Origin of the sequence: Alistipes montrealensis (assembly GCF_018362775.1) — a bacterium.
GTDB classification, from domain to species: Bacteria; Bacteroidota; Bacteroidia; order Bacteroidales; family Rikenellaceae; genus Alistipes; species Alistipes montrealensis.
In genome coordinates, this window is record NZ_JAGYXY010000004.1 from 256,900 (window position 1) to 280,094 (window position 23,195).

19 protein-coding genes are annotated in these 23,195 nt (G+C 59.2%); 10 read left to right on the forward strand and 9 right to left on the reverse strand.

Going from position 1 to position 23,195, the window contains the following annotated elements; all coding sequences use genetic code 11:
• Positions 1 to 94: 94 nt before the first annotated feature.
• The 7 genes from KG007_RS10085 to murB all read right to left on the reverse strand — a co-directional run bounded on the left by KG007_RS10085 (position 95) and on the right by murB (position 6,400).
• Positions 95 to 1,096, reverse strand: coding sequence for a FecR family protein (locus KG007_RS10085; protein ID WP_213348600.1), 1,002 nt, complete (start codon positions 1,094 to 1,096; stop codon positions 95 to 97).
• A 78-nt stretch (positions 1,097 to 1,174) separates the two neighbouring features.
• Positions 1,175 to 1,768, reverse strand: coding sequence for a DUF6549 family protein (locus KG007_RS10090; protein ID WP_213348602.1), 594 nt, complete (start codon positions 1,766 to 1,768; stop codon positions 1,175 to 1,177).
• Positions 1,769 to 1,917: 149 nt separating this feature from the next.
• The gene (locus KG007_RS10095; protein ID WP_213348604.1) at positions 1,918 to 2,625 is read right to left on the reverse strand and encodes an aminotransferase class IV; all 708 of its coding nucleotides are present in this window, start codon (positions 2,623 to 2,625) and stop codon (positions 1,918 to 1,920) included.
• A complete protein-coding gene (gene holA / locus KG007_RS10100; protein WP_213348606.1) occupies positions 2,622 to 3,692 on the reverse strand; it encodes a DNA polymerase III subunit delta in 1,071 nt (356 codons plus the stop codon). The genes KG007_RS10095 and holA overlap by 4 nt, the downstream gene beginning before the upstream one ends.
• Position 3,693: 1 nt before the next feature.
• Positions 3,694 to 5,037, reverse strand: coding sequence for a tRNA lysidine(34) synthetase TilS (gene tilS / locus KG007_RS10105; RefSeq protein WP_213348608.1), 1,344 nt, complete (start codon positions 5,035 to 5,037; stop codon positions 3,694 to 3,696).
• A 30-nt stretch (positions 5,038 to 5,067) separates the two neighbouring features.
• Positions 5,068 to 5,379, reverse strand: a complete 312-nt coding sequence (locus KG007_RS10110; RefSeq protein ID WP_195461172.1) for a hypothetical protein — start codon at positions 5,377 to 5,379, stop codon at positions 5,068 to 5,070.
• Between the two features lie 13 nt (positions 5,380 to 5,392).
• Positions 5,393 to 6,400, reverse strand: coding sequence for a UDP-N-acetylmuramate dehydrogenase (gene murB / locus KG007_RS10115; RefSeq protein WP_213348610.1), 1,008 nt, complete (start codon positions 6,398 to 6,400; stop codon positions 5,393 to 5,395).
• Between the two features lie 195 nt (positions 6,401 to 6,595).
• Between murB and KG007_RS10120 the strand changes: the two genes are divergently transcribed.
• Positions 6,596 to 8,029 (forward strand): DUF4301 family protein, encoded by a 1,434-nt coding sequence (locus KG007_RS10120; RefSeq protein WP_195461174.1) that lies wholly within the window; start codon positions 6,596 to 6,598, stop codon positions 8,027 to 8,029.
• Positions 8,030 to 8,242: 213 nt separating this feature from the next.
• A complete protein-coding gene (locus KG007_RS10125; protein ID WP_213348611.1) occupies positions 8,243 to 10,231 on the forward strand; it encodes a calcineurin-like phosphoesterase C-terminal domain-containing protein in 1,989 nt (662 codons plus the stop codon).
• Positions 10,232 to 10,334: 103 nt separating this feature from the next.
• On the opposite strand, the gene KG007_RS10130 is transcribed toward KG007_RS10125, so the two are convergent.
• On the reverse strand, positions 10,335 to 11,564 hold the full coding sequence (locus KG007_RS10130) for a glycoside hydrolase family 172 protein (RefSeq protein WP_262897748.1): 1,230 nt from the start codon (positions 11,562 to 11,564) through the stop codon (positions 10,335 to 10,337).
• Between KG007_RS10130 and KG007_RS14055 the strand changes: the two genes are divergently transcribed.
• Positions 11,457 to 12,161, forward strand: coding sequence for an L-rhamnose/proton symporter RhaT (locus KG007_RS14055; protein WP_213348615.1), 705 nt, complete (start codon positions 11,457 to 11,459; stop codon positions 12,159 to 12,161). The two genes, KG007_RS10130 and KG007_RS14055, sit on opposite strands and share 108 nt — an antisense overlap.
• A 105-nt stretch (positions 12,162 to 12,266) precedes the next feature.
• Here the strand turns inward: KG007_RS14055 and KG007_RS10140 are convergent, their stop codons facing one another.
• The gene (locus KG007_RS10140) at positions 12,267 to 14,234 is read right to left on the reverse strand and encodes a glycoside hydrolase family 97 protein (RefSeq protein ID WP_213348617.1); all 1,968 of its coding nucleotides are present in this window, start codon (positions 14,232 to 14,234) and stop codon (positions 12,267 to 12,269) included.
• 364 nt (positions 14,235 to 14,598) lie between these two features.
• Here KG007_RS10140 and KG007_RS10145 point away from each other — a divergent pair, with 364 nt between their 5' ends.
• The 7 genes from KG007_RS10145 to KG007_RS10175 all read left to right on the forward strand — a co-directional run bounded on the left by KG007_RS10145 (position 14,599) and on the right by KG007_RS10175 (position 23,183).
• The gene (locus KG007_RS10145) at positions 14,599 to 15,804 is read left to right on the forward strand and encodes an ROK family transcriptional regulator (protein WP_213348618.1); all 1,206 of its coding nucleotides are present in this window, start codon (positions 14,599 to 14,601) and stop codon (positions 15,802 to 15,804) included.
• Positions 15,805 to 16,028: 224 nt separating this feature from the next.
• The gene (locus tag KG007_RS10150) at positions 16,029 to 16,643 is read left to right on the forward strand and encodes a hypothetical protein (protein WP_195461205.1); all 615 of its coding nucleotides are present in this window, start codon (positions 16,029 to 16,031) and stop codon (positions 16,641 to 16,643) included.
• Between the two features lie 3 nt (positions 16,644 to 16,646).
• Positions 16,647 to 17,483 carry a DUF2764 family protein gene (locus KG007_RS10155; protein ID WP_195461206.1) on the forward strand — a complete coding sequence of 279 codons (837 nt, stop codon included), beginning with the start codon at positions 16,647 to 16,649 and terminating at the stop codon, positions 17,481 to 17,483.
• Positions 17,484 to 17,646: 163 nt separating this feature from the next.
• The gene (locus KG007_RS10160) at positions 17,647 to 19,401 is read left to right on the forward strand and encodes a V-type ATP synthase subunit A (RefSeq protein WP_195461207.1); all 1,755 of its coding nucleotides are present in this window, start codon (positions 17,647 to 17,649) and stop codon (positions 19,399 to 19,401) included.
• Positions 19,402 to 19,413: 12 nt separating this feature from the next.
• Entirely contained in the window at positions 19,414 to 20,736 is a 1,323-nt protein-coding gene (locus KG007_RS10165) for a V-type ATP synthase subunit B (RefSeq protein ID WP_195461208.1), read from the forward strand.
• Between the two features lie 6 nt (positions 20,737 to 20,742).
• Positions 20,743 to 21,351, forward strand: a complete 609-nt coding sequence (locus tag KG007_RS10170) for a V-type ATP synthase subunit D (protein ID WP_195461209.1) — start codon at positions 20,743 to 20,745, stop codon at positions 21,349 to 21,351.
• An 8-nt stretch (positions 21,352 to 21,359) separates the two neighbouring features.
• A complete protein-coding gene (locus tag KG007_RS10175; RefSeq protein ID WP_213348782.1) occupies positions 21,360 to 23,183 on the forward strand; it encodes a V-type ATP synthase subunit I in 1,824 nt (607 codons plus the stop codon).
• Positions 23,184 to 23,195 lie beyond the last annotated feature (12 nt).

Genomic DNA, 23,195 nt, shown 5'->3' on the forward strand with positions numbered 1-23,195 from the left:
TGTGGCGGCATTTGGTCGGATACCGCTGTGGAACGGTCGGAAGTAGTCGGTTTGTCACTCCATAGGCATTCGTTTTTAGGGAGGTTGGGTGGTTTTATTCGAGTTCGGAAATTGTAACGGTGTTGTCTTTCGCAAAGGAGTATGAGATAGGGTTGATCCGGCTCATGATGCGCAGGATCTCTTCGAGCGGTTCGTTGGTGATGGTGAACGTGTAGGCGTAGTTGTGTGCGATGGCCGGGGTGATATGGATTTCGGTGTTGTACCAGCGGGCCATGTAGCGGCAGATTTCGCCCAGCGACTGGCGTTCAAACGAGAGTTTTTCCGCGGCCCAGCACGACTCCATCGCCACGTTGCCCCGCCCGATGACGATCTTGCGTGTATCGGAGTTGTAGCGGGCGATTTCCCCGGGACGGAGCAGCCGGCGGCTGCCGTTGCCGGAGTCGAGCGACACGGAACCCTCGACCAGCGAAATCGATATGTCGTTGTCGGCCGAGGTGCGGATGTTGAACTTCGTGCCGTGGACGCTGACTTTCAGGCCTTCGATCTCGACGGTGAAGGGGCGCTCGGGATCTTTCGCAATGTCGAAGAACCCTTCGCCGTGGAGTTTCACGCGGCGTTCCCTGTCTCCGAAGCGGGCGTCGTAGGTGAGTGTCGAACCGCCGTGAAGCCAGACTGTCGATCCGTCGGCCAGCCGGGCCTGCGATTTGCCTTCGAAGGCGCAGAGTTGCTGTTCGGCCGAATCGACTGCGGGACGTAAGGTGTCGGTGCGGGCCACGAAAAGGGTCACAGCGACTGCTGCGGCCACGGCTATGGCCGTTTGCAGCAGGTGGCTCCGGCGGAGCTTCGGGGTTTTGTCGGCCTGCGGGATTTCGTAGACGCCGACGCGTTGCTGCAACTGCTGCCATAACCGGTCGCGGTCGGGCTCGTAAGCCGAGGCCCGCTGCTGTATCTCGCGCCACACGCGGGTCAGGCTGTTGTAGAAACGGCGGTTTTCCGCCTTGGCGGTCCACTGGTCGAATTCGCGTTGCGTGGCGTCGTCGAGCGTGCCTTTAAGTGCGCTGATAAGGAGGTCCCAGGTATGTTTGTCAGGGTTCATAGGTTGCTGTCGTTTTTCCTAAGACACGAAAAATCCGGCCGACCCCTACGGGCCTGCCGGATTTCTTCGAAAAAAGTTTTATCGTTCGATTTTCACATACTCCGCATGGACGATCCGCGTATGCGGATTCGTCGAGACGATCTCCTGCCGGATGGCTTTCGTTCCCCAGCGGATGAAGAGGAAGCGGCGGGGGATGCGGTGGATCACCTGCCGGAGGGTATCGACGCTGCGGATGCGGCAGGCGACGGAGTCTTTGCCGATACGGCCCTCGACGCTGACCCACGGATCGCGCCAGCGGAACATCCGCATGGTGTCGTGTACCGGGAGCGAGCCGCGTATGCCGGCGACAACCGTATCGCGCAGCGGCATGCGGACTTCGGTTTGGGTCGCGGTGACGGCCTTGGCTGCGGCTTCGAGGCGGCGGATTCGGATGCCGAGGCGGCGAATCTCTCTGGCGTCGGCTGCGCGCAGGCTTTCGAACTCCCCGCACCGCAGCCGGAGCGCCCGGACCGAGGCCGCATCGGCTCCGGCCTGTGTGCGGTAGTGCGTGATTTCAGCCGTGAGGGCTGTCTGGTTCTGGGCGAGCCGCCGGTTTTCGGCGTGGTAGCGGCGGTAGGTAAAAGCGAATAGCGCCGTCACGGCGACGGCGTAAAGCAACAGGTATTTTTTCACGGTTTCCGGGTTTTGATTCCCCGAAAGATAGGGTGTGCGGGGAGCCTCCGGTTTCTATTTTTTCAGAAGCGGTCTTCGGCGCCTCTCCGGCGGGCGGCCGGTTGCCGGATAATCGGTTTTAACCTGTCGGTCGCTTGGAATCCTGTTTCTTAAACGGGCTCCATCGCTTCGGCGACGCGTTCGGCGACGAGGGTCATCAGCGGCCGTCCGTCGCAGCGCGAAAGGGAAGTGATGCCCCGGTGGTCGGCGAAAAAGAGTTCGTCGAGGTAAGGCAGGTCGGCTCGGCCGAACGGCTCTTCGCGCAGTTCCAGTCCTGCGGCCAGTATGGCCCGGACGGCCAGTTCGCGCTCGACGCTCGCGGGGCCGGGGGCCGTCAGGACGGTGTGGCCGCCGATGCCGAACAGCGGTGCGTCGTCGGCCGAACGGAGAATCCCGGCGCTGTCGCACCGCACCGCGACCTCGGCTCCGGCCAGTTCGGCCTCGAAGCGGGCCAGTTGCGCCGCTGCCTCGCGCGCAGAGGTCGGTGCGGCGGAAAGCGGCAAATCGTAGTCGACCGTCACGGCTTCGGGCGTAAGGCTCCGGAAGGCGTAGCCGTCGTAGAGCGATACTCCTGCCGGAAGCAGGCGTTCCGTGCCGTCGGGCAGCAGTTCGATGCGCACGAATCCGGACACGCCTGCGGGATAACGCTCCGCGGCGGCCAGGGCTTCGATACGCGCCGCGAGCCGTTCTGCTCCGGGGGCGTAACGTCGTCCGAAGAGGTCGTGCGATGCGGCGTCGAGCACGGCGATGTGTCCGGCGACGTTGCGTGCGCGTCCCCGGGCGAGGTGTACGGTCTGATATAGGTAAAGCTCCGTCAAAGCATGAAAATTTTCAACAGCAGTTCGCGCAGCAGTTCGCCGTCCGAAGCGCCTCCCGTATTGAGTCCCTTGCTCTTGGCGTCGTATTCGCGCAGCAGCCCCAGGATGTTGAATACCTTGCGGTTGTCCCATCCGGCGGCGTTCTGCTTGATTTCATTGATGACGAACGTGTTGTTTTTGCGCAGGATGCGCATCAGCTCGGTGTCCGGCGGAAAGGGCTGTCCCTTGTGACGCGAGAGCCAGCGCAGGTAGTTGACCACGAACATCTCCTTGAACTGCCCGAACAGCGCCATGATGGTCAGCAGCAGCGGGTTGTCCTTGGGGTTGCGGCCGAAATGTTCGGCGATCATCAGCGCGCGGGCCATGTCCCGCGTAACGACGGCCTTGCACAGTTCGAAGTTGTTGAAATCCTTCGAAATGCCGATGTTGGCCTCGATGTCGGCGTCGGTGATGCGCTGTGTGCCCTGGGGCAGCGATACGGTGAGTTTGTGGAGTTCGTTCGAAATCTTCGAAATGTCGGTTCCGAGGTGGTCGGTCAGCATCGAAAGCGCTTTCTGGTCGATCGTGAGGCCTTTCTTCCGGATGAACTGTTGCAGCCACGCTGCGATCTCGTAGTCGCGCGGCCGTACCGATTCGAGCACCACGCCGTTCGCGGCGCAGCCCTTATAGAAGGCCGAACGTTTGTCGGCGTTTTTCTCCTTGTGGCAGATCACGAGGATGGTCGTCGGCGACGGTTTCTGTGTGTAGAGCGAGAGCTTGTCCAGCCCCTTGAGCTGCTGGGCTTCTTTGAGGATCACCACCTGGTACGATCCCATCATCGGCATCTGGCGGCAGAGGTTGATTACCTGTCCCGCCTCGGAATCGCGGCCGTAAACGGTGACCTGATTGAAGTCCCGCGAAGCTTCGTCGAGAATCGTCGTGGCCAGCCGGTCCGAGAGTGCGTCGATAAAGTAGCTCTCTTCGCCCATCAGCAGGTAAATGCCTGCGAATTTGCGGGCTGCTACGTCGGCGGCGATCTGCTCGTATTCGGCGACGGAATCTTTGAATTTCAGAGCGCTTTTAGCCATTCTAAATGATTTCTTTGGTGATGCGCAGCACGTTTTCCGTGTCGGGCGTAAGGCGGTAACGGTCGTCGATGCGCCGTCCGACGAGCCAGACGATTTCGTCGCCCGACAGCAGTACGAACTGCCGCTGTTTTTCGGCGACCGAAACTTTGGCGTCGACCAAAAAGTCGCTCACCTTCTTGCGGCCCGTCATGCCGAACGGCACGAACCAGTCGCCCTGCTGCCAGCGGCGCAGTGTGAGCGGGAATTGCAGGCGGTCGGCATCGAGCTGCGCGATGTTTTCGGGTACGCCGAAATTCTTGATCGTGTCGATGTCGCAATATTCGTAGTAGAGGACCGAGTTGCCGCAGTAACTGCGCAGGGCGCCTTTGCGAACCGTCGTGAGGCATACGTCGTCGTCGGCTATCGGTCCGATGACGATCTTCCCGCGGTCGACGCAGGCCACTCTCTCGCGGGCGTAGAAGCGCCGCCCCGTGGCGCCCTGTTCGAGGGCGTGGCACAGCGAGTCGATCACGTCGCCCTTGAATCCGTAGGCCGAGTTGAGTAGTTCGTAGATCACGAAACCCTGCGGGAATGCCGGGTCGAGGCGGTCGAGGTGGATCGTGTCGATCCCGCTCTGAGAGGTGACGGCTTCCTCGCGGATGCGTTCGATGCCGTGGTTGATGAACAACTGGGCGTCGGTCAGGCGCGCGAGGTTGCGGCTCATCAGGCTTGTGAACTTGGGGTTGATTTCACGGATGCGCGGAATCAGCCCCAGTCGGATTTTGTTGCGCAGGTATTTGGTCGAACGGTTCGACGAATCCTCCCGGAAGGGAATGTGGTTTGCAACGGCGTATTCCAGCAGTTCCTTGCGCGAGGCGAACATCAGCGGGCGGATGATCTTCCCGACCTGGGTCGAGATTCCCGTAAGGCCCCGCAGTCCGGTTCCCCGCAGCAGGTTGATGAAAAAAGTCTCGATCGAGTCGTCGGCATGGTGGGCGATGGCGATGGCCGTGTAGCCGTGTTCGCGGCTCAGGGCGTCGAACCATGCGTAGCGCAGCCGCCGGGCCGCCATCTCCATCGACTCGCCCGTGCGCTCCATCTCGGCGACGGTCTCGAAACGCTTGTTGTAGAACGCCACGCCGTATTTCTTCGCTTCGTTCTCCACCAGTACCTCGTCCTCGTCGCTTTCCTCGCCGCGCAACTGGAAATTGCAGTGGGCGACCCCCACCCGGTAGCCACAGCGGGTGAACAGCGAGAGCATGACCATCGAGTCCACGCCGCCCGAGACGGTCAGTAGGATTTTGTCGTCGTGCGTGGCGAGGTTGTTCTCGTCGACGTAGCGTTGAAATGCGTCTAACAATGCCATTGGATTCGTTCGTTTAGAGGTCCCGGGTCCCTATTTATTGCCGTTTTGTGTCTTCCATGGAATATACTGCATCCGGGCATCCGAGAAATATTCCAATTTATAATCTTCAGGCAGTTCGCGAGAAACCGCTCGTGTGATTTCCACTCCCTCCGCATCAAGATCCGCTACCTTGTCTTTTTTTGGATAGTTTGCGTAAAATTCATTCCAGTATTTTTGAAGCCACAGTTCTATTCTTTCCGAAAGCGCCGCGGAGAGATTTAGTTCGGATAGGGGGATATAGCCTTCATATTTATCCCGTATCCCGGTTCCGTTCAGATAACCGTCGATAACTAAATATTTCATAGTCGTGCCGCGCCTAAAGTATATTCACCTCGGTATCTATCGCGATGCCGAACTTTTCGCGAACCGTCTCCTGCACCTTGCGGGCGAAGGCGATTACCTCGCCGCCCGTCGCGCCGCCGTGGTTGACTATCACCAGCGCCTGCCGTTCGTGGATGCCTACCGGGCCTTCGCGGCGGCCTTTCATCCCGGCCCGGTCGATCAGCCACCCGGCAGCCAGCTTGACCCGTCCGTCGGGCGCAGGGTAGTGCGGCATGTCGGCGTATTCGGCCAGCAGGCGCTCGGCCGTTGCGGCATCGACCACGGGGTTCTTGAAGAAACTGCCCGCATTGCCCAGTACGGCCGGGTCGGGTAGTTTCGCGCGGCGGATGGCGCAGATCGCCTCGCGGATGTTGCGCAGCGTTGTGCCCCCGCGGGCTTCGACCTCGCGTTCCACGTCGCCGTAGCCCAGTTTCGGGCGCGGCGTATGCGAGAGGCGTATTTCGATGGCTGTGATGATCACGCGCCCTTTCAGGTCGTGCTTGAAGACGCTTTCGCGGTAGCCGAAGCCGCAATGCTCGGCGTCGAGCGTCAGTATCGTGCCCGTTTCGACGCAGTACATCTCGACCCGTTCGATCACGTCTTTGGCTTCGCAGCCGTAGGCTCCGATGTTCTGCACCGGGGCGGCCCCTGCCTTGCCGGGGATCAGCGAGAGATTCTCGATGCCCCACAGTCCGCGCCCGACGGCCCATTCCACCAGGTCGTCCCACTCGACGCCGGCATCGACCCGTATGCAGGCTGTTTCGCCGTCGTCGCTGAGTTGGGTGATCTGCCGGGCTACGGGGGTCACGAGCAGTCCGTCGTAGTCCTGCGTGAAGAGGATGTTGTTGCCTCCGGCGAGCACCGTCCACCGCTGCGGAATTCCTGTGGCGAAGAGTGTTCGCAAATCCTCCGGGGTTTCGAACTCCAGGAGGCGCGCGGCGCGTTGTTCGACGCCGAAACTGTTGCGCCCGCGCAGGCTTATTTGGTGAAATTCTCGGATCATGATGCGCAAAGTTACGAATAATTTGCGTAACTTTGAATGGTGATAGGGTGTCATTGCGTATTTCGGCCGGCATCCCGTGTCAGGATGCCGTTGCCGCGGCGTACTGGCGTGTTTACAGGTTTGACCCATCCCTAAATCCCCGCCCCGGGCGGGGACTTGTCGCATGCGACCATAATATTGAAAAAACGATAACCTATGTTTACGCAACAAGATTTGCAACAAATCCGGGAGCACGGCCTTACTCCCGAACTGGCGGAGACCCAGTTGGAGAACTTCCGTCGTGGATTTCCCTTCCTGAACGTCGTACGCGCCGCATCGCCGGGCGACGGTGTGCTGATGGTCACTCCGGCGGAGGCCGATGCCGCCGCGGAGCGTTATGAAAAGGAAGCTGCGCAGTTGGGCGTCGTGAAGTTCGTTCCGGCCTCGGGCGCCGCGACGCGCATGTTCAAGGAGTTATTCGAGTTCGTCAACGACGGTAAACGCGGCAAAGGCATCGACACGCTGCTTGACAACATCGGGAAATTCGCTTTCTGGCCCGAGCTGAAAGCCGTATTGCCGGCCGGAGCCGACGATCGGGCGATTGTCAGCGCTATTGTGAAGGAGGGGCTCGACTACGGCCGCAAACCCAAGGGGCTGGTCACGTTTCACGCTTATCCCGAAGGGGCCCGCAAGGCCGTCGAGGAGCATTTGGTCGAAGGTGCGACCTATGCTGCGGCCGGAGGCGTCGCGCGGATTCATTTCACCGTTTCGCCCGAGCATGTCGCCGGTTTCGAGGAACTGCTCGAAGAGAAGGTCCCCTTCTACGAAAATAAGTTCGGCATTCGTTACGACATTTCGTTCTCGGTGCAGAAGCCCTCGACCGATACGCTCGCCGTCAATCCCGACAATACGCCGTTCCGCCAGGACGACGGCTCGCTCCTGTTCCGTCCTGCGGGCCACGGGGCGCTGATCGAGAACCTGAACGAGATCGACGCGGACATCGTCTTCATCAAGAATATCGACAACGTGACGACCGATGCCCGCCGCGGCGACACGATTCGCTTTAAAAAGGTATTGGCCGGCGTGCTGCTGGACCTGCAGGAACGTGCTTTCGAGTACCTCAAGGCGCTCGAAGTGGGTGGTGCGGAACTGGAGCCGATTGCCGAATTTATCGAAAAGCGGCTTTGCGTGAAACTCCCCGCCGATTACGATACGGCGCTGCTGCGTGCTGTGCTCGACCGTCCGATCCGCGTCTGCGGCATGGTCCGCAACGAGGGCGAACCGGGCGGCGGCCCGTTCTGGGTCGGGAATCCCGACGGCACGGAGTCGCTCCAGATCGCCGAGTCGAGCCAGATCTCACCCGACGATCTGCCGTTGATGAAGTCTGCCACCCATTTCAATCCCGTGGACCTCGTGTGCGGCGTGCGTGATTCGAAAGGCCGCAGGTTCGACCTGCGCAAATATACCGATCCCGCGACAGGCTTCATTTCTTCGAAGTCGAGCGGCGGCCGCGACCTGCGCGCGCAGGAGTTGCCGGGCCTCTGGAACGGCGCGATGGCCAGGTGGAACACGGTTTTCGTCGACGTTCCCATCACCACCTTCTCCCCGGTGAAGGTCGTGCAGGATCTTTTGCGTCCCCAGCACCAGTAGCTCCCGGTTCGGCATGCCGTCTGCGCAAGGCGGCATTCGATGAGAAAGAATGTTTGTTCCCGTGTTTTCAGGCTGTAAGTTACGGCTTGAAAACACGGGAACATTGTTTTTCTGTCCTCCCGTAGACTATCGGATAAATTTTCGATACGACCCGGCAAGCGAGGATTGCGGAAAACAGTTTTTTTTGTCTTTCCAACTAAAACCCAATTACCGATGAAAAAAACGCTTCTTTCAATCACATCGCACGGCCTGCTCATCCTGTGGGCCGTCCTGTTGCTGTTTGCCTCCGGAATCGCTTCCTGCACCGACGACGCTCCGTCGCCGGCCCCCGGATTCACGATTGACGACGTTTCCGGCGAAACCGAATACTTGATCACCGACGAGCGTACGATATGGCTCCCGGGATCGGGATTCCTGACCGGCGACGTTGTCCGCCTCACCGACGCGGGGCTTTCGCAGCACTCCTACCTGATCGAAACGGTTGCCACCGACACGGGACTGCATTTCGTCCTGCCGGGCAACTTCGTGGCAGGCGACTATGCGATCTTCGTCCTGCGTGACGGCATGGTCTTTCGATATGGAAAAGCGCGGTTCTGCCGCGAAGTGATTCCCGACCGCGAGGGGATGAACGTCAAAGGTTCGGTGTGTGACACGAACGGGAGACCGATCGCGGGCGTGGTTCTGTCCGACGGCGTCGAGATCGCCCTTACGGACGAGGATGGGCACTACTGGCTCGCCACGCAGCGGCAGAACCCGCACCTGTTCGTAACGCTGCCGCCGAATTATATGCCGGTGGAGCAGAAAGGACGCTTCACGGCCTTCTATAAACCGATTCCCGCGGCCACTGATCCCGAAGCCTGCGTGGAGGTCGATTTCACGCTCGCCCGCGTTTCCAACGACGATTTCGAACTGATCGTTATTACCGACACCCACCTCACGGCGGCTTCGGCGGCCCAGGCTCCGAAGCTGTTCGCCGACTGCTGCATCCCGGATATCAATGCCTGTATCGCTGAGGTCAAAGCCTCCGGACGCCCGGCCTATCTGATCAATCTGGGGGATCTGGTAGCCGCCAACTATCGCGAACGCATTACGCTGGAGGACGCCGCCGAGCTTCTCAAGCAGGTTGGTTGCCCGATCTTCAACGTTCCGGGCAACCACGAACTGAACGACTATGTGCTCTATCCCGACATCGCCTCGGAGGAGGCCATGACGGAAATCCGCCGTTACCAACATACGATGGGCCCGCTTTATTATTCGGTGAATTTGGGTCGGGCGCATCTGGTCGTGCTCAACCCCAACGTTCGGATTGCCGACGACTCCAAGACGAGCTACTCGGTGTCCGAGCAGCAGTTGGCATGGCTCCGCAAGGACCTCGCGCTGGTTGAGGATAAGACTGCCCCGCTGTTATTGGCCCTTCACACCCCGATATACGGCTACAACGATGCCACCTACGGCCGCTTCTGGCTTCCGAATGGCGCTGAGGTGATGGAATGCCTCCGGGAATTCTCCAACATCCATATCCTCTCCGGACATACGCACCGCATGTATACCTCCGTGCTCGAAAACGGACGCATCACCGAACACAATTACAACACGCTGGGCGGCACGTCGGGACACTGGACCACGTGGCGGCTTTCAACGCTGCTCGCCGAACGGCGGCAGGCGGTCAATACCGACGGTTCGCCCGCAAGCTACGGCACGCTGTCCTTCTCAGGCGGCCGGGTCGCGGACTATTGCGTCAAGGGCGTCAACCTGTCGCGCACCAAGCGTTTCCGGGCTTACGACCGCAACGCGATGCGGCTTTCGGCGGCCGATTACCTGACCCCTGCGCTGGCACAGGGCCCCCGCGGACAGGCGTTCGATGCGTCGATGGGCGGTTATGCGGTTTCCAGTTCGGAGAACGAAATACTGGTCAAGATATGGGAGTACAATCCCGAATGGAAGGTCGAAATCCTGGAAAACGGTCAGCCGCTTCCCGTTACCGAAAAGCAGGATAAGGACCCGCTCTACCTGCTCTGCTACGAAATTCCCTCCTACGCGACCATGGACAGCCCGGGCTATCCGGCTCCGGTTTGCAAACTCTTCTCGGCCAAAGCTTCCTCGGCCACTTCACCCGTTACCATTCGCATTACCGACAGTTTCGGGCAGGTAACCGAGGAGACTATGATCCGCCCCAAACCGTTTGTCTCGTCCTTCGACTGACGACGGTTGTCTTCGGCGATCGTGTCGGACTCGAGGCTGTGTGAAAGCCCCGCTCTTAACCGAAAAGAGCGGGGCTTTCACACGGTCTTGTTCTGTCCGGCCCTTATTGCAGGTGCAAAACGAGCCGGTCGAGGCCGAAGAAACACTCCGTGAAACCGGTTGCCGGGGCGATGGCCTCTATCGTCAGCGTATTTTCGCCTTTGCGGATATGCCCGCTTCCGAGCGGAACCTCCCGGGTGATGAGTTCAGGGGCATAGAGCGCTATGGCGGGCGCCAGTTCCTTGCCGTTCAGGCAGATGCGGAATGTTCCGTAGTCTTTGGCGAGCGAGCAGATGCCTTCGAACCGGGCTGCGGTTTCCACGGCGGATTCGAAGCCGAGCGTGAGCATGGAGCCTACGGGGGCGTTGTGCCAGAAAAGCTGCGTATTCTGGCTCCACAGTCCGTTGGTGCGGTATTGGCCGTAGGCCTTGCCGCCCGTGCATCCGCGGATTTCGAGGTCTTCGCCTTCGATCCCGGCCGTCAGGACGGGAGGAACCAACTGGCTGCGACGCAGGACGACCGGCCGGCGCACTCCGGCTGTGTCGGGTGCGATTTTGCAGACGCCGCCCGGACGCATGTACCACATCGTTGCCGGGGCATAGTTCATGCGTGCTTCCTGCCAGTGCCACAACTCCATGTCGAAACGCAGCGAGCGCGAGAAGGGAATGGCGTCGAGCATGCGGTAGCGGCTGTTGACCGTGTATCCGATGCCGAGGTTACCGTCGCCGGCAGGCATGGCGATAAACGGATGTCCGGTGAAAACTTCGGGCCTGCACCAGGCATAACCGTAGTAATCCTCCGTTCCTGTTCCGAAATGCGACGGGAATGTCTCGCCGTCGACGTAAATTTTCTCATCTCCTTCGCCCCACCAGCCGTTTACCGTGTTGTAAAGCGTCAGGCAGTCGCCCACATAACGGCCTTCGCCGGAGAGTTCGGTGTAGACGATGTCCCGGGGCGCCGATTTGCCGTTCGCTCCTGTTTTTACATCGGTGTATTGATGCCATGCGGCTCCGAAATGGAGGCTGCGGCGGTCCCATTTCCAAGGAGCGTGGACGATTCCGCCCTCCAGCGTTACCTCCTGCGTGCCGAAGTTGCGGAACGATACTTCGCACTCTTTTTCGAACGGCATGACCCAGTATGCCTTCATCGTGCCCTGTTCGTCGGTTTCGGTGAAGAACGTATCGTTGTGCATCGGCTTATAGCCGATGCCGAAGAATTCGCCGACCGGAATCCATACGGTTTGTTCGCCGTCGAAGCGAATGCTCATGACGGTCGACCGAAGCGCCTGGGGCAGGTCCTGCGCTTCGAGGCGGAGTGTGATTTCGCGGATGGCACGCGTTCCGCGGATGGTCGGTCCGGCCGTCTGGTCGGGTGCAAGGGTCGCTTTCAGCCGGACGAAGCCCGGTTTCGGGGAGCCGTTTGCTGCCTTTTTAGTCGCAGTCAGCGTTTTTCGGGCGTTTTCGGGGCGCCTTTGCAGCAGCAGGCGCTCGCCGCCGGAACCGATTCGGTATATACGTCCAATGCCGTCTGGAGCATTGCGCTGACCGCCGGATGCCTTGTGAATGCGGGTTACTGCATTTATCTGCTGCGGAGCCGGAAAACAGGGGCGTTGTACCGTTGCGGGCGGTGGGCAAACTGGTGCTGGGCCGCTTTGGCCGGGGTGCTCTGGTATGTGAGCATGATGTTTTACGGCATGGGCGGCAGTTTCCTCGGCGATGCCGGAACGTCGGTCGGCTGGGCGTTGATGCAGTCGCTGGCAATCCTGACGGGCAACCTCGCCGGGCTTTTCTCGGGCGAATGGCGCGATGCCTCCCCTGCGTCGCGGCGAACGATGTGGCTCGGGCTGTCGTGCCTGCTGGCCGGGGTTTTTATCGTGGCGTTCAGTAAATAAACATGCCGTAGAACCGGCCCGGGGATTTGAGCGGCTTTTCGTGCCCTGTCACGATGCAGGAACCGGCGAGCAGCATCGGAATAAGCAGTTGAAAGATTCGGGGTCTCATTCTACCGGGGTCAGGATTGCCGCCCATCCGCCGCCCGGGGCCATGCGAACGGTGATTTTGTCGTTTCGTGTCACGTTGCGTTTTCCGACGCGGAAGTCCTGTGCATAGCTGTCGGCATTGACGCCGTCCTCCAGCATCTGCATCCGGTAGCGGCCCTCGCCGAGGAATCCGAGGTCGAGTTCCAGCGTGCGGTCCGACCAGTCGGTGATCGCACCGATATACCATTTGCCGCCGTTGCGGCGGGCTACGGCGACGTATTCGCCGGCCGAGGCGTGCAGCGCCGCGGTCTGGTCCCAGACAGTGGGTACGGCAGCGATGAATCTGGTGAATTCGGGCGTGCGCAGGTAGTGCGACGGCGAGTCGCAGAGCATTTGCAGCGGGCTTTCGAAGATGACGTAGAGCGCCGCCTGGTGGGCGCGTGTGCCCTGGCTCATGGGATGGCTCCAGTTGATCGAGAAATCTTGTCGGGTGGCATTCTGTGTCGCTCCGGGGGTGTAGTCCATCGGCCCGGCGACCATGCGTGTAAAGGGCAGTGTGCAGTCGTGTGCCGGTGAAATATCGGTCGAACATTTGTCATTCTCCATGCCGTAGACGCCTTCGAAGGTCATCGCGTTTGGGTATTTGCGTTGCAGGCCCGCGGGCTTGAACGACCCGTGGAAATCGACCAGCAACCGGCGGTCGAAGCAGGCGCGGGCGATCTCTTCGTAGAAACGGACCATCTCCTGGTCGGAACGCTGCATGAAGTCGATTTTGATGCCTTTGACACCCCAGTCGCGGTAAGTATCCAGTATTCCCTCGAGATCCTTTTTCATCGGGTTCCAAAGGGTCCAGAGGATCACTCCGACGCCTTTTTCATTGCCGTAACGGATCAACTCCGCGAGGTCGACCTCCCGGCGGGGTTCGCGGATATTGAGCGTGCTGACCGACCAGCCTTCGTCCAGCAGGATGTATTCGATGCCGTATTTCGCGGCGAAGTCGATGAAATATTTATAGGTTTCGGTGTTGATCCCGGCTTTGAAATCGACGCCGTAAAGGTTCTGCGAATTCCACCAGTCCCACGAAATCTTACCCGGGCGTATCCATTCCGTGTCGCCTTCGACCGACGGTGAAGCCAGTTGGTAGGAGAGGTAGTTTTCGAGCAGCGAACAGTCGTCGGGGTCGATGGTCATCAGCCGCCATGGAAACGTCCGCGAAGCGTCGGTGCGGGCAATGTAAGGTGCTTTTTTCAGAAACACCTCGTTGCGGTCCGATCCCTTTTTGAGGTGGCTTTCGAGTACGACGGGCGGGAATCCGGCGCGGAGTTTCCGCCCCTGGCCTCCGAAAAGGAACATGCAGGGATATTCCTCCAGGTCGGTTTCCGTAATGACCATGCGTGTACCCTTCGGGGTGGAGAGGCTGACGGGCAGGTAGGCGTATTTCGCCGCCTCGATCTGCGAGAGTTTTACGGGTTGGAAAAATGCCTCGCAGTGCGAGATGAAGTCGGGATTCGTTTCGTTGGCCCAATAGGCCGTGCAGTCCTCTGCGAAGTTGAATTCGGCGGTCTCCGTCTCCACATCGGCCGTGCCTTTGCGCATCGTCTCGAAACGGTAGGCCACGCCGTTGTCGTAAACCCGGAACCGTACGGACCAGTCGCCGCGGAACGAGATCAGCAGTTCGTTGCAGCGGTCGTGCAGTTCCCGGAACTTGGTGGGGACCTCCGCTTCGCTGCGGACATCTATCGCACGTGTCGCGACGCGCCGCACCGCAGGCTTTGTGCCGAACTCCTCCGCCCCGGCCAGTTTCAGCCCGATGCGGCTTGCGCCGAGCAGTTGTTCACCTTCGCGCGCAACACTCCATGCGAGCTCGGGCGCGGTCGAAACCCTCACCGCGATCTTTCCGTCGGGCGAGGTTGCGGTGTACTCTTTGGATGTGGCCGTACCGAGTCCTGTAAGGAGCGCGGAGAGCAGAATAAGTAATTTCTTCATGGGTATTTTTTGCGTATTTTACTTCGTTTGGTCGGTGTGTTTTCGTAGTTCGGTGTCGATTGCCGATGAATCGTTTTTTTGTCGGGTGTAAATGTAGTAATAAATATTGCTATCGATTGAAGTGTTGGTAATAATTTTTATTTATGCAGGTGCTTTGTTGGAAAAAGTTGCTTTTGAAGCCGACTTGTCTTGATGCCGGATTCGGGGCTGACTGTAAATAATCTGTATGAAAACCGTATGTATGGCAAATATTATTACGAAATTGTCGGTGTGATTGCATTTTCTTTGTTTTGCTTGGCTTGTTCATGAATTATTTTTACCTTTACCTCTTGAATGAGCGTATAAACGAAAACAAGAATACTACATGACCAGTTCGTTCCTGAAAGAGGCCACGGAGGGCAATAAAAATGCAATCCTCAAGCAGCAGATTATCTGCCAGTATATCTTCGGCGGAGATTCGAGTATTACAGACTTGAGCAAGGCTGTGAACCTCAGTGTGCCGACCGTTACCAAGTTGATCGGTGAGTTGATCGACGAAGGCTTCGTCCACAATTTCGGCGAGCAGGGGACGGCCGGCGGCCGGCGTCCCAATATCTATGGCCTGAACCCTTATGCGGGTTATTTCATCGGCGTCGACATCCGCAAGGATTCGGTGGTGATGGCGGTCGTCAATTTCAAAGGACAGTTGATCGACGAAACGACGGTCGATTTCCTGATGGACAACGACCCCCATTCGCTCGACCGGCTCTGCGAGGTGATCCAGGATTTCATCCGTACGCACAAGATCGCCACCGACAAGGTACTGGCCATCGGTGTCAATATTTCGGGCCGGGTCAATTCCCAGACCGGATACAGTTACAGCTATTTCTTCGTCGAGGAGCAGCCGCTGACGATGCTGCTCGAAGAGCGCCTGGGCAGTACGGTCTATATCGAGAACGACACCCGTGCGGCTACTTACGGGGAATACATGTACGGTGACGCCCACAACGAGCAGACGATGCTCTATATCAATGCCAGTTGGGGCCTGGGCCTGGGCATGATCATCGACGGCAAGATTTTCTACGGCAAGTCGGGCTTCTCGGGCGAATTCGGCCATTTTCCGCTGCTCGACAACGAGATCATCTGCCGCTGCGGCAAGCGCGGCTGCCTCGAAACCGGAGCGTCGGGTTCGGCCATGCACCGCATTTTCCTCGAAAAACTCCGGCAGGGGCGTGTTTCGATGCTCTCCGAGAAGTTCAACAAGGGCGAGGAGATCACACTCAATGACATCCTCGACGCCCTGCAAAAGGAGGACGTGCTGGCCATCGAGACGCTCGACGCCGTGGGGCATACGCTCGGCAAGGCCATCGCCGGGCTGATCAACATGTTCAATCCCGAAATGATCGTTATCGGCGGTACGCTGTCCGTAGCCAAGGAGTACCTGATGCTTCCCGTACGCAACGCCGTCAACAAATATTCGCTGATGCTGGTCAACAAGGATACCCAGATCAAACTCTCGGCGCTCGGTGAGCGCGCCGGAGTGATGGGAGCCTGCCTGCTGGCCCGGAGCAAGTCGCTCGGCCTGTTCTGATGCGGCGCGCAATGCGATAAAACCCCGGACTTCCTTTCGAAGTCCGGGGTTTCTGTTTCCGGCCGGGAGGCGTGTCGTCCGTCCTGCGGTTATGTACCTGCTCTATTTGTGCCGGAAACTCGTCAAAATAGGATAAATTGATCTTTACGGTTCCCGATTGTTGATAATCTTTTATATATTTGTGTTCGAAAAAGAAAAAACGATAATTAAAACTAAATAACGCTATGGAAAACAAACTTCAACAGTTGACTCAGAAGCTCTACGACGAGGGGCTGGAGAAAGGCCGTGCCGATGCCGACAAGCTGGTCGCCGACGCCAAGGCCGAAGCTCAGAAGATCGTCGCCGAAGCCCGCGCCCAGGCCGAAGACATCGTTAAGAAGGCGGAAGCCAAGGCCGAGGATGTCGGGAAAAACACCATGACCGAGATTTCGCTGGCCGGCAAACAGGCCGTTGCCAGGATCAAGTCCGAAATTGCGTCGCTCATCATCGCCAAGGCTACGGCCCAGGGCGTGAAGGAGGCCGTCGTGGATCCGGCGTTCATCAAGGAGATGCTCGTTGCCGTGGCTAAGAACTGGAACGGTTCCGATTCGGGCAAGGTCGAATTGCAGGCCCTGCTGCCCGAGGCCGAGCGCAAAACGCTCGACGCCGCATTCGAGAAGAGCGCGAAGGAACTGCTCGCCGCCGGCATCGAGGTCGGCTGGTCGAAGGAGGTGAAGACCGGCTTCAAGGTGGGCGCCAAGGACGGGGGCTACTACATTTCGTTCGCCGATGCCGACATCGAGGCGCTGCTGGGCGAGTACCTGCGCGGCAAGGTGTTCCAATTGTTGTTTAAGGCGTAAGGCATGTTTGCAACCGATTATTATTGTCTGGTAGCCTCCCTGAAGGAGTACACGCTCGACGCCGATACCAAAGGCTTCGATGCCCGGGCCATCATCTCCGAAATTCTGGAGGAGGTGGACCGCGGCGACGCCCGCGAGGTGCGGCTCCTGTACGGCTACTACGACTGTGAGAATATCGCCGCCCTGCGTGCGGGGCGCTCGGCGCACAATCCGCTGGGCAACTTCACGCGCGAGGAGTTGGAGGAGGAGCTGAAAGCCCCGAAGCGGCTGCCCGAAGCGGTAGCCCGCGTGGTGAGGGCCTATGCCGATCCTGAGGGCGAGGACGCCGAGACGGTCGATACGTCGCGGCGTTTCGAGAAGGAACTGTTCGGAGCCTACTACGCTGCCTGCGAAAAGGCCGGGAGCCGTTTCCTGCGTGAATGGTCGGCCTTCGACCTGAACCTGCGCAACGTCTCGGCTGCCGTTACGGCGCGTGCCGCAGGCCGTGCGGTCGAAGAGGTGGTCGTGGGCGGAGGCGACGTCGCCGAGCAACTGCAGCGCAGTTCGGCGGCCGATTTCGGCCTGCGCGGCGAACTGCCTTACATCGACGCGGTGATCGCGGCGGTGAACGACGAGGCGAATCTCGTGGAGAAAGAGCATAAGATCGACCTGATCCGCTGGAACGAAGCCGCGGAACTGGCGACTTTCGACTATTTCGACATCAACGCCATTCTCTCCTACCTGGTACGGATCAACATCGTTGCCCGCTGGACGCAGCTCGACGCCGCCCGCGGCCGCGAGATGTTCGCCCGCCTGATGCAGGAGCTGGATGCGAAAGAACTGATCGACCATAAGGAATAGTCCGGAAAAGCGCCAGCGCTCCGGAGAAGCCTTTCCTAAGGGAAGGACTCCGGGCGGGACCGGGCCTGTACATGACGCCGGAGACGGCTGCAATGGCCTTCTGCGTGGCATGGACCCGGACGAAAGGAATTGCGAAGAAAAAGTAAATAACATAAAAATACCAATGAAAACTACAGGACGTGTAAACGGTATCATCTCCAACATCGTGATCGTCAAGGCCGACGGACCCGTGGGCCAGAATGAGATCTGCTATGTCTGGACAGGCGATACCAAAATGATGGCCGAGGTCATCAAGGTCATAGGCGACGCGGCCTATGTCCAGGTTTTTGACAGCACCCGCGGTCTGAAGATCGGCGACAAGGTCGAGTTCGAGGGACACATGCTCGAAGCGACGCTGGCCCCGGGCCTTCTGTCGCGCAACTACGACGGTCTTCAGAACGACCTCGAAAAGATGGACGGTCTGTTCATCGCCCGCGGTTCGATCACTGAACCGATCGACTACAATGCCGAGTGGGAGTTCTCGCCGCTGGCCAAGGCGGGCGATAAAGTCACCGCCGCCTCGTGGCTGGGCGAAGTGAAGGAGCAGTGGGTGATGCACAAGATCATGGTTCCTTTCACGATGACCGGCAGCTATACGGTCAAGAGCGTCGCCAAGGCCGGCAAATACAAGGTTGCAGACACCATCGCCGTCATTACCGACGCCGAGGGTAAGGACCACGACGTGACGATGGTCCAGAAGTGGCCCGTGAAGCAGGCCGTACGCTGCTATACCGAGAAACCCCGTCCGTCGCGCGTCATGGAGACCGGCGTGCGCCCGATCGACACCTTCAACCCGATGGCCGAAGGCGGTACGGGCTTTATCCCGGGGCCGTTCGGCGCCGGTAAAACCGTGCTCCAGCACGCCATTTCCAAGCAGGCCGACGCCGACGTGATCATCATGGTCGCCTGCGGCGAGCGCGCCAACGAGGTGGTGGAAATTTTCAAGGAGTTCCCCGAACTGATCGACCCGCATACGGGCCATACGCTCATGGAGCGCACGATCATCATCTGTAACACCTCCAACATGCCCGTTGCCGCGCGTGAGGCATCGGTTTATACGGGTATGACCATCGGCGAGTACTACCGCTCGATGGGCCTCAAGGTGCTGGTTATGGCCGACTCGACATCGCGCTGGGCGCAGGCGCTGCGTGAGATGTCGAACCGCCTGGAGGAGCTTCCCGGACAGGATGCCTTCCCGATGGACCTTTCGGCGATCATTTCGAACTTCTACTCGCGTGCGGGCCTGGTGAAGCTCGTCGGCGGCCAGACCGGCTCGGTGACGTTCCTCGGTACGGTGTCGCCTGCGGGCGGTAACCTCAAGGAGCCGGTTACCGAATCGACCAAAAAGGCTGCTCGCTGTTTCTACGCCCTTTCGCAGGGCCGTGCCGACTCGAAGCGTTACCCGGCCATCGACCCGTTGGAGTCCTATTCGAAATACCTCGAATACCCCGAAATCCGCGAATACCTCGACGACCATATCGAGAAGGACTGGGTGGACCTCGTCTATGCGGGCAAGACCATCGTGCAGCGCGGCAAGGAGGCCAACGACCAGATCAACATCCTGGGCGACGACGGCGTTCCCGTGGAGTACCACGAACGGTTCTGGAAATCGGAGCTGATCGACTTCGTCATCCTGCAGCAGGACGCCTTCGACGCCATCGACGCCAACTGCCCGATGGAGCGCCAGCAGATGATGTACAAAATGGTCCTCGGCATCTGCAACCAGGATTTTGCGTTCGCCGACTTCGAGGCCTGCTCGCAGTTCTTCAAGGGGCTCATCAACCTCTTCCGCCAGATGAACTACTCGGAGTGGAAGTCGGAGAAGTTCGAGGGTTACCGGAAGCAGATCGAGCAGTATGTGAGTGAACAATCCAAATAAGCGGGAGAAATTATGACAACACGAGCATTTCAGAAAATATATACCAAGATCGACAACATCACCAAGGCTACCGTGACGCTCCGTGCCACGGGCGTCGGCAACGACGAACTGGCTACCGTCGGCGGCAAGCTGGCGCAGGTGGTGAAAATTATGGGCGAAAACGTCACGCTGCAGATTTTTGCCGGAACCGAGGGCCTGTCCACCGATTCCGAGGTCGTCTTCCACGGCGAACCGCCCAAGCTGCGCGTTTCGGACAACCTCGCCGGGCGTTTCTTCAACGCCTACGGCGAGCCGCTCGAAGGCGGCGAGATCATCGAGGGCGAGGCCCGCGAGATCGGCGGCCCGACGGTGAACCCCTTCCGGCGTATCCAGCCTTCGGAGCTCATCGCCACGGGTATCGCCGGCATCGACCTGAACAACACCATCGTAACGGGCCAGAAAATTCCTTTCTTCGCGGACCCCGACCAGCCTTACAACGCCGTGATGGCCAACGTGGCCCTGCGTGCCAAGGCCGACAAGATCATCCTGGGCGGCATGGGGCTCACGAACGACGACTTTCTCTACTTCAAGTCGGTCTTCGAGAACGCCGGTGCGCTCGACCGCATCGTGTCGTTCGTCAACACGACGGAGAATCCTCCCGTGGAGCGCCTGCTCGTTCCCGACATGGCGCTGACCGCCGCCGAATACTTCGCCGTCGACAAGGGCGAAAAGGTGCTGGTGCTGCTGACCGACATGACGCTCTATGCCGATGCGCTGGCCATCGTGTCGAACCGTATGGACCAGATTCCTTCGAAGGACTCGATGCCCGGTTCGCTTTACTCGGACCTCGCGAAGATTTACGAGAAGGCCGTGCAGCTGCCTAACGGCGGTTCGATCACGATCATCGCCGTGACGACGCTTTCGGGCGGCGACATCACGCACGCCATCCCCGACAATACGGGTTACATCACCGAGGGACAGTTGTTCCTGCGCAACGACTCCGACACGGGCAAGGTCATCGTCGACCCGTTCCGTTCGCTGTCGCGTCTGAAACAGCTCGTTATCGGTAAGAAGACCCGCGAGGACCATCCGCAGGTGATGAACGCCTGCGTGCGTCTCTACGCCGATGCGGCCAACGCCAAGACCAAACTGGAGAACGGCTTCGACCTTTCGGATTACGACGAGCGTACTTTGAAGTTCGCGTTCGACTACTCCGAGAAACTGCTGGCCATCGACGTGAATATCGAGATCAACCAGATGCTCGACACTGCGTGGGGACTCTTCGCCAAGTACTTTACCAAGGAGGAGGTCGCCATCAAGGAGGAGCTCATCAAAAAATACTGGAAGGAGGCGTAACACGCAATGGCAATCAAATTTCAATATAACAAGACCTCGCTGGGCGACCTCGGCAAACAGTTGAAAATGCGCCAGAAGGCCCTCCCTACAATCAAAAGTAAGGAGTCGGCCCTGCGCTCCGAAGTGAAGAAAGCGAAGGACTCCGCAAACGACTACCGTCGTCGGCTCGATGCCCTGAAGGCCGAGTACGACTATATGGTGTCGCTCTGGGGAGAGTTTGATTGTGACCTCTTGCGCATCGCCGATGTCGAACTTTCGGTTCAGAAGATCGCGGGCGTGCGCACGCCTGTCCTGCAGAATGTCCTGTTCGAGGAGAAACCCTACGATTTGTTCTCCTCGCCGGTGTGGTTTGCCGACGGAGTCGACATCCTCAAGCGCATGGCGCAGTTGGGGATCGAGTTCGAGGTTTACAACCGCAAGATGGAACTGCTGGACCATGCGCGCCGCAAAACCACTCAGAAGGTGAACTTGTACGAGAAGGTGCAGATACCCGGGTACGAGGACGCCATACGTAAGATCAAACGCTTCATGGAGGACGAGGAGAACCTCTCCAAATCGGCCCAGAAGATCGTGAAAACCAAACAACAGGCAGCCGGGGAGGGCGCGATGTTATGATAGCGAAAATGTCGAAATACGACTTTGTGCTCTTTGCGGCGCAGAGCGAGGATTTCGTTGAGAAACTCCGCGAACTGGGATTGGTGGATATCACCACTACCGGCTGGGAGCCCTCCGAGGAGGACCGCCAGTTGCTCCTGGACATCGAAGGCCATACGAAGGCCCTGGATTTTTTGGGAACCCTTCGGGCCGAAGGCCGCTTCGACGCCGGGGCTAAACCCTTCGCTTCGGGCAGGGAGGCTTACGAGCACTACACCGCTGCGCACCAGCAGGCTGCGGCGCTCCATGCCGAGATCGGCCGCCTCGAAAAATCTGCCGACGAACTGCGCCCCTGGGGTCGGTTCGACGTGGAAACCACGAAGAAACTCGCCGCGCAGGGCATCGTGCTGCGCTATTTCTTCACACAGCGCAACACCTTCGACAAACAGCTTGCCGAGTGGTCGGAGAGCTATACCGTTTCCGAGGTCAGCCGTACCGATGCCATGGTTTGGTTCGTCGTCGTGGCCAAGCCCGGCGAGGAGGTGACGCTCGATGCGCAGGAGATGAAAACTCCTGCGATGGACATCCGCGAGGCCGAGCGGCGCATTGCCGAGTCTGAAAAGAAACTCCGCGCCCTCGACGCCGAATTTTCGCGCGTGGCCGCTTCGGAGGAGAAGCTCGCGCAGCATGCCTGCTCGCTGAAAGAGCGTTTGCAGGGCGTGCAGGTGAAAGCCACGGCGCAGCAGGCCGCCGACGGCACGCTGGTGGTCATGGAGGGCTGGGCCGAGAAAGAGACTTCGGACAAGGTCGACGCCCTGCTGGAGAAATACCCCAACGTGGTTTTCCTCAAGAGCGACCCTACGCCCGAGGACAATACGCCCGTGAAACTCCGCAACGGCTGGTTCGCCCGCAATTTCGAACTGGTGGGCGACATGTACGCCCGTCCGAAATACGGAACGATGGACCTCACGCCTTTCTTCGCGCCGTTCTACGTGCTCTTCTTCGGCATCTGCCTGAACGATGCGGGCTACGGACTGATCCTGACCCTGTTGGGCGCGTGGATGCTTGCCAAGAACAAGAAGCCCGGCATGATGCGCCGGGCGGCGTGGTTCGCCACGATGTGCGGACTCTCGACGGTTCTTTTCGGACTGTTCTGCGGCTCGTTCTTCGGTATCAACATGAACGAATGGTTCCCTTCGGTGAAGTTCTTCGATTTCCAGGGACAGTTCTTCTCCATCGCGCTGGTTATCGGTGTGGTGCAGATCCTTTTCGGCATGACGCTCAACATCTGGATGACGATCCGCAGTTTCGGCTTCAGCCGCGTGCTGGGTTTGCTGGGGTGGTTCATCATCCTCGTCTCGTGCTGCCTGGCTATGGGACTTCCGATGGCGGGCCTAGCCATTCCGGGCTTCACTTCGGGTTCGGTGGCGTTCTACGTCGCGCTGGGCGTCGGGGCGGTGCTGATGCTGCTGCTGAATAATCCGCGGCGCAATCCGCTCGTCAACTTCGGCGCAGGCCTGTGGGACCTTTACAACAACCTCACGGGGCTTCTGAGCGACGTGCTCTCCTACATCCGTCTGTTCGCTATCGGCCTTTCGGGCGGCGTGTTGGCGCTGGTGTTCAATACGCTGGCTGCGGGCTTCGTCCCCGAGGGGTCGGGGATCGTGGTGCGGCTGCTGGTGATGATTCCGATCCTCTTGATCGGCCACGGCATCAACCTTTTCATGTCGACCATCTCGTCGTTCGTGCACCCGCTGCGTCTGACGTTCGTCGAGTTTTTCAAGAATGCCGGTTTCGAAATGGCCTCGCGCAATTTCGACCCGATCCGGAAAATGAATGATACTAACGAATAATAACAATTAAAA

Coding starts and splice junctions, on each gene's coding strand:
- holA (WP_213348606.1), bottom strand. CDS start 3,692: ATGGCTAAAAGCGCTCTGAAATTCAAAGATTCCGTCGCCGAATACGAG.
- KG007_RS10160 (WP_195461207.1), top strand. CDS start 17,647: ATGAAAACTACAGGACGTGTAAACGGTATCATCTCCAACATCGTGATC.
- KG007_RS10085 (WP_213348600.1), bottom strand. CDS start 1,096: ATGAACCCTGACAAACATACCTGGGACCTCCTTATCAGCGCACTTAAA.
- tilS (WP_213348608.1), bottom strand. CDS start 5,037: ATGGCATTGTTAGACGCATTTCAACGCTACGTCGACGAGAACAACCTC.
- KG007_RS10140 (WP_213348617.1), bottom strand. CDS start 14,234: ATGAAGAAATTACTTATTCTGCTCTCCGCGCTCCTTACAGGACTCGGT.
- KG007_RS10170 (WP_195461209.1), top strand. CDS start 20,743: ATGGCAATCAAATTTCAATATAACAAGACCTCGCTGGGCGACCTCGGC.
- KG007_RS10165 (WP_195461208.1), top strand. CDS start 19,414: ATGACAACACGAGCATTTCAGAAAATATATACCAAGATCGACAACATC.
- murB (WP_213348610.1), bottom strand. CDS start 6,400: ATGATCCGAGAATTTCACCAAATAAGCCTGCGCGGGCGCAACAGTTTC.
- KG007_RS10110 (WP_195461172.1), bottom strand. CDS start 5,379: ATGAAATATTTAGTTATCGACGGTTATCTGAACGGAACCGGGATACGG.
- KG007_RS10120 (WP_195461174.1), top strand. CDS start 6,596: ATGTTTACGCAACAAGATTTGCAACAAATCCGGGAGCACGGCCTTACT.
- KG007_RS10175 (WP_213348782.1), top strand. CDS start 21,360: ATGTCGAAATACGACTTTGTGCTCTTTGCGGCGCAGAGCGAGGATTTC.
- KG007_RS10150 (WP_195461205.1), top strand. CDS start 16,029: ATGGAAAACAAACTTCAACAGTTGACTCAGAAGCTCTACGACGAGGGG.
- KG007_RS10155 (WP_195461206.1), top strand. CDS start 16,647: ATGTTTGCAACCGATTATTATTGTCTGGTAGCCTCCCTGAAGGAGTAC.
- KG007_RS10145 (WP_213348618.1), top strand. CDS start 14,599: ATGACCAGTTCGTTCCTGAAAGAGGCCACGGAGGGCAATAAAAATGCA.
- KG007_RS10125 (WP_213348611.1), top strand. CDS start 8,243: ATGAAAAAAACGCTTCTTTCAATCACATCGCACGGCCTGCTCATCCTG.